Here is a 4,434-nt window from a genome sequence, read left to right as displayed (position 1 = left end):
GCGGCTTGCAGCCGCGATGTCGCCTCGCGCACTGCTGTTGGCGTCGCAGTTAGCCGCGGCCTCGCATCGCGGCTGCAAGCCGCTCCACGGGGTCCTTTCATCCTCTGGGGTGACTGGGCTTCCTTCCATCGCCGTCAGTCAGCCCCTCTGTCCCCGCCTGTTCGCACCCAAGCGTGACCAGTGCCCTGGTCACTCCTGTCCCGCGCCGATCTGAGCCAGTCCCGCGCGCTGCCCCGGGCGTCCATCTCTCCCGGGTACGTGCGCCTGCGCACCGCAGCACTCGCAAAATAGAGACAAAATAGATAATTATGATAGATCATGCGCGACACTTCCGTGTCGCGCCGCCCCGCTCGGGTGTCTGCTCCTGTGACCCGGCTCACAGGTTGGAAGGATCTGATGTCGTTATCGGATAAAGCGTGACCCCAGTCCCAAAAGCGATTGTCACCCCCGCCTAACCTTATCCCCAACGAACGGCAATCGTTCGATGGTCCGGACATCCTGCCCGGACCGAAAAAAAGACGGGGCTTTACGATGAACGCGAACGACACGACGCGGCTGTGGACCAACACCCTGGCAACGATGGCGCTGGCTGGCGCCGTGTTCGGCTCTCCGACCGTGGCGTCCGCCGCCGGGTATGTCGAGGGTCGTTTGCTGGTGAAGACTGCGGCGGGCCTGTCGCAAGTTGAGATGACCCGGCTATTGAAGGCGAATATGAGCCGGGTCGCGATGCCGATCGGCAACGACGGTCTCTATGCGCTGGCGGTCCCGCACGGCTTCGAGTCGGCGCTGGCCGCGCACTTGGCGAAGGACCCGCGGATCGGCTTCGCGGAGGTCGAGCGCTTCGCGGCGCCCGCCATGACCCCGAACGATACCTACTACAGCTATGCCTGGCACCTGCCCAAGATCCAAGCCCCGAGCGCCTGGGACTTCAGCCAAGGCGACGGCGTCACCGTGGCGGTGGTGGATAGCGGTATCGACCCCACGCACCCGGACCTGGTTGCCCATCTGGTTCCCGGCCACAACATGGTTTCCGATAACACGGATACCAGTGATGTCTCCGGACACGGCACCTTGATCGCCGGCGTCATCGGCGCCGATACCAACAATGGCGTCGGCACCGCGGGCGTGGGCTGGAACGTCAACCTGATGCCGGTGCGCGTCAGCGAGACCGCCGGCAACGACACCACTACCGGCACCATCGCCGCCGGCATCATCTGGGCAGCCGATCATGGGGCGCGGATCGCGAACGTCTCCTACGAGGTCAATGACAGCGGCACCGTCACCGCCGCGGCACAGTACATGCGGTCCCTGGGTGGTGTCGTGATCATCCCGTCGGGTAACACCGGTGCCTATGCTGGCATCGACAATCCCGACCTGATCACGGTCGCGGCCACCGATGCCGCCGATGCGGTTCCGGCGTGGTCCAGCTACGGCGAGTTGGTCGACTTGGCCGCCCCCGGCGCCGGCATCGTCACGACCACCAACGGCGGCAGCTACATGTCCACCTCCGGCACCTCCTTTGCCGCCCCCGTGGTGGCCGGCGTCGCGGCCCTGATGCTGTCCGCCAATCCGAACCTGACGTCCGCGGCGATCGAGCAGATCCTCAAAGCGACCGCGCTCGACATCGGTACCGCGGGCAAGGACCAATACTCCGGTGCCGGCCGCATCGACGCCGCCGCCGCGGTGCAGATGGCCCTGACCTGGACGCCAGTCGCGGTGGACACGCAGGTCCCGAGCGTGGCGATCGGCTCGCCGACCGCCAATGCCCAGGTCTCCGGGACGCTCAGCGTGCAGATCACCGCCAGTGACAACGTGGGCGTGACCTCGGTCAAGCTCTACGCCGGTTCGACCTTGATCGGCAGCGATACCGCCGCCCCCTACGCCATCAACCTGAATACGACGGCCTATGCCAACGGCGCCCTGCAACTGACTGCCCGCGCCTATGACGCGGCCGGCAACGAGGCCCTGAGCGCCGCGGTCACCGTAACGGTCAACAATGTCGCGCAGGACACCACCGCGCCCACCGCGACGATTACCGCCCCGACCGCGAACAAGACCGTCAGCGGGACCGTGACCGTGAAGTCGATCGCCGCCGACAACGTCGCCGTCGCCACCATGACCCTCTATGTCGATAGCGTCAAACTCTGCACCGGCAACAGCACCGCGCTCAATTGCGCTTGGAACGCCGCCGCCGCCACCCGCGGGACCCATGTCATCAAGCTGACCGCGATCGATACGTCCGGCAATGCCAAGACCACTTCGGTGTCAGTGAAGCGCTAATTCCCCAAATTCATTCAGTAAGCCCCCGGGCGCGTGCAACGCGCGCCCACTCCCGGACACCGGCTCCTGCGCCGGTGTCATTTTTTTTCGGCTCCCGTGAACGACCTCCGCTTCGGCCTTGATCATCTTTCCGGCCGGCGGCCGCCTTCTGGAGTCCAAGGCTTCAGCCTTGGTCCTGTACATCCAAGGCTGAAGCCTTGGACTCCGGCCCGGGGCCGCCCGACGATGATCAATGCCTCCGGGTCGGCGTCGAAGGTCCGCTCCCCGCTTTCCCCTTGCTTCCAGCCGGGCCCGGCCTCATCCTGCCAGCCACCAGTATCCGCCCCTGACCCGACTACCGCCCATGCTGTTTCAACACCTGCTGGTCCTGTGTGCCGGCAACCTCTGCCGCAGCCCCCTGGCGGAGGCGCTGCTGCGCACCCGCCTGGCGCGGGCGGGGAAGGAGATCGAAGTCGCTTCCGCCGGGCTGATCGCCGCGGTCGGTGCGCCGGCCGATGAGATGTCCTGCCTGGTGGCCGCGGGGCATGGGCTTGATCTTTCGGGCCATGCGTCCCGACCGGTCGATCCCGGGCTGGTGCGCTGGGCGGACCTGGTGCTGGTGATGGAGGAGGCCCATCGCCGCCACCTGCTGGAGTTGGCCCCGGTCGCGGTGGGCAAGGTCTGTCTGCTGGGTCGCTGGAGCGGGGGCGAGATCCCAGACCCCTACGGCCAAGGCCGCGCTGCCGCCGAGGCCGCCTTCGACCAGATCGAGGCCGCGGTCGAGGCTTGGCTGGTTCGATTGTGAGCGGCGGGCGCTGATCGTTGTCCCTGCCAGTGTGCGTGTGGTTGGTCCCTACGCCGGCTGCGAGTCCGCAGGGTCGGCTGTGCGGACCGCTCGCCGCCGTAGGCATCGCTGGCTGGTCAAGGCCGCCTGCTTCCTCTCCCGCAGGCGGGATAAGCGCTTGAATTCACAGGGCCACCAGCACCCGCCCATGGGTACGGCCGGCGAGCATGTCCTCGAAGACCGGCGGCAGTCCCTCCAGCGCGACGGTTTCCGACACCAGGGCCTCCAGGTCCGGCGGCTGCCAGTCGCTCGCCAGGTGATTCCACAGGGTGCGGCGCAGGGGGTAGGGGATATCCACCGAGTTGCAGCCCAAGAGGCTGGCCCCGCGCAGGATGAAGGGCATCACGGTGGTGTGCAACTCATGGCCGCCGACCAGCCCGATGGCCGCGATGTTGCCGCCGGGGGCGATGGTGCGGGTGATCTGGGCCAACAACTCGCCGCCCACATTGTCCACCGCCCCGCCCCAGCGGGCCTTCTCCAGTGGGCGTGTCGCACCGGCCAGGGCCTCGCGCGGCAGGACCTCGGCGGCGCCCAAGTGCCGCAGCCAGTCAGTCAACTCCGGCTTGCCGGAGAGTGCGCTGACCGAGAACCCGAGCCGGGCGAGAATGGCGACGGCCATGGCGCCCACCCCGCCGCTGGCACCCGTGACCAGGATCGGCCCCAGTCCCGGCTCCTGACCGTTGACCAGCATTCGGTGTACTGCCAGTGCGGCGGTAAGGCCGGCGGTGCCGAAGATGCCGGCCCGGCGCGGGTCGAGCCCCTCCGGAATCGGCACCAGCCACTCCGCGGGGCAGCACAGATACCCCGCGAAGCCGCCGTCGTGGTCGTGGGTGAGCCCCCAACCGGTGACGACCACCGCCTCACCGCTCTGGTAGCAGGGGTGGGCGGACTCCTCCACCACCCCGGCGGCGTCGGCCCCGCCGACCAGGGGGAAGCTGCGCAGTATCTTGCCCCGTCCGGTCCCGGCCAGGGCGTCCTTATAGTTGACGCCGGACCAACCGACCCGGATCAGTACCTCGCCCGCGGCCGGCGTGGGTCGCGGGCGTTGCTCGATCCCGGCGTGGTGTCCTTGGGCGTCCTGATGGATCCGAAAGGCGGGGTAGGTGGTCATGGTTTCGTCCTCGGGGTTCGGGAAAAATCTGGCCGTAAGCCTTGGGTGATTTCCGGAAATTACCAGACCAGCGTATGCATCGGTAGGGTGGATAAGCGCAGCGCATCCACCATTGACGTTGTTAGCGTCGTTGTCGTTGTCGTTGTCGTTGTCGTAATCGAGGTTATCGTTGTGCCTCGGATTCTCTCGCACCCCACGTTGCATCGCTTCTCCGACAACG

General features: G+C 67.1%; 3 protein-coding genes. 2 read left to right on the top strand and 1 reads right to left on the bottom strand.

Features of this window, described 5'->3' with window-relative positions:
- Positions 1-531: 531 nt before the first annotated feature.
- Together QZY48_RS14590 and QZY48_RS14585 are read left to right on the top strand one after the other, a co-directional pair.
- The gene (locus QZY48_RS14590) at positions 532-2,280 is read left to right on the top strand and encodes a S8 family serine peptidase (protein ID WP_295431975.1); all 1,749 of its coding nucleotides are present in this window, start codon (positions 532-534) and stop codon (positions 2,278-2,280) included.
- A 343-nt stretch (positions 2,281-2,623) separates the two neighbouring features.
- On the top strand, positions 2,624-3,064 hold the full coding sequence (locus tag QZY48_RS14585; protein ID WP_295431973.1) for a low molecular weight protein-tyrosine-phosphatase: 441 nt from the start codon (positions 2,624-2,626) through the stop codon (positions 3,062-3,064).
- Positions 3,065-3,227: 163 nt separating this feature from the next.
- Here QZY48_RS14585 and QZY48_RS14580 read toward each other — a convergent pair whose 3' ends face one another.
- On the bottom strand, positions 3,228-4,214 hold the full coding sequence (locus tag QZY48_RS14580; RefSeq protein ID WP_295431970.1) for a YhdH/YhfP family quinone oxidoreductase: 987 nt from the start codon (positions 4,212-4,214) through the stop codon (positions 3,228-3,230).
- Positions 4,215-4,434: the final 220 nt, after the last annotated feature.

It is taken from the genome of uncultured Thiodictyon sp., from assembly GCF_903828115.1.
Classification (GTDB): Bacteria; Pseudomonadota; Gammaproteobacteria; order Chromatiales; family Chromatiaceae; genus Thiodictyon.
This window is presented reverse-complemented; position numbering and strand designations above follow the sequence as displayed.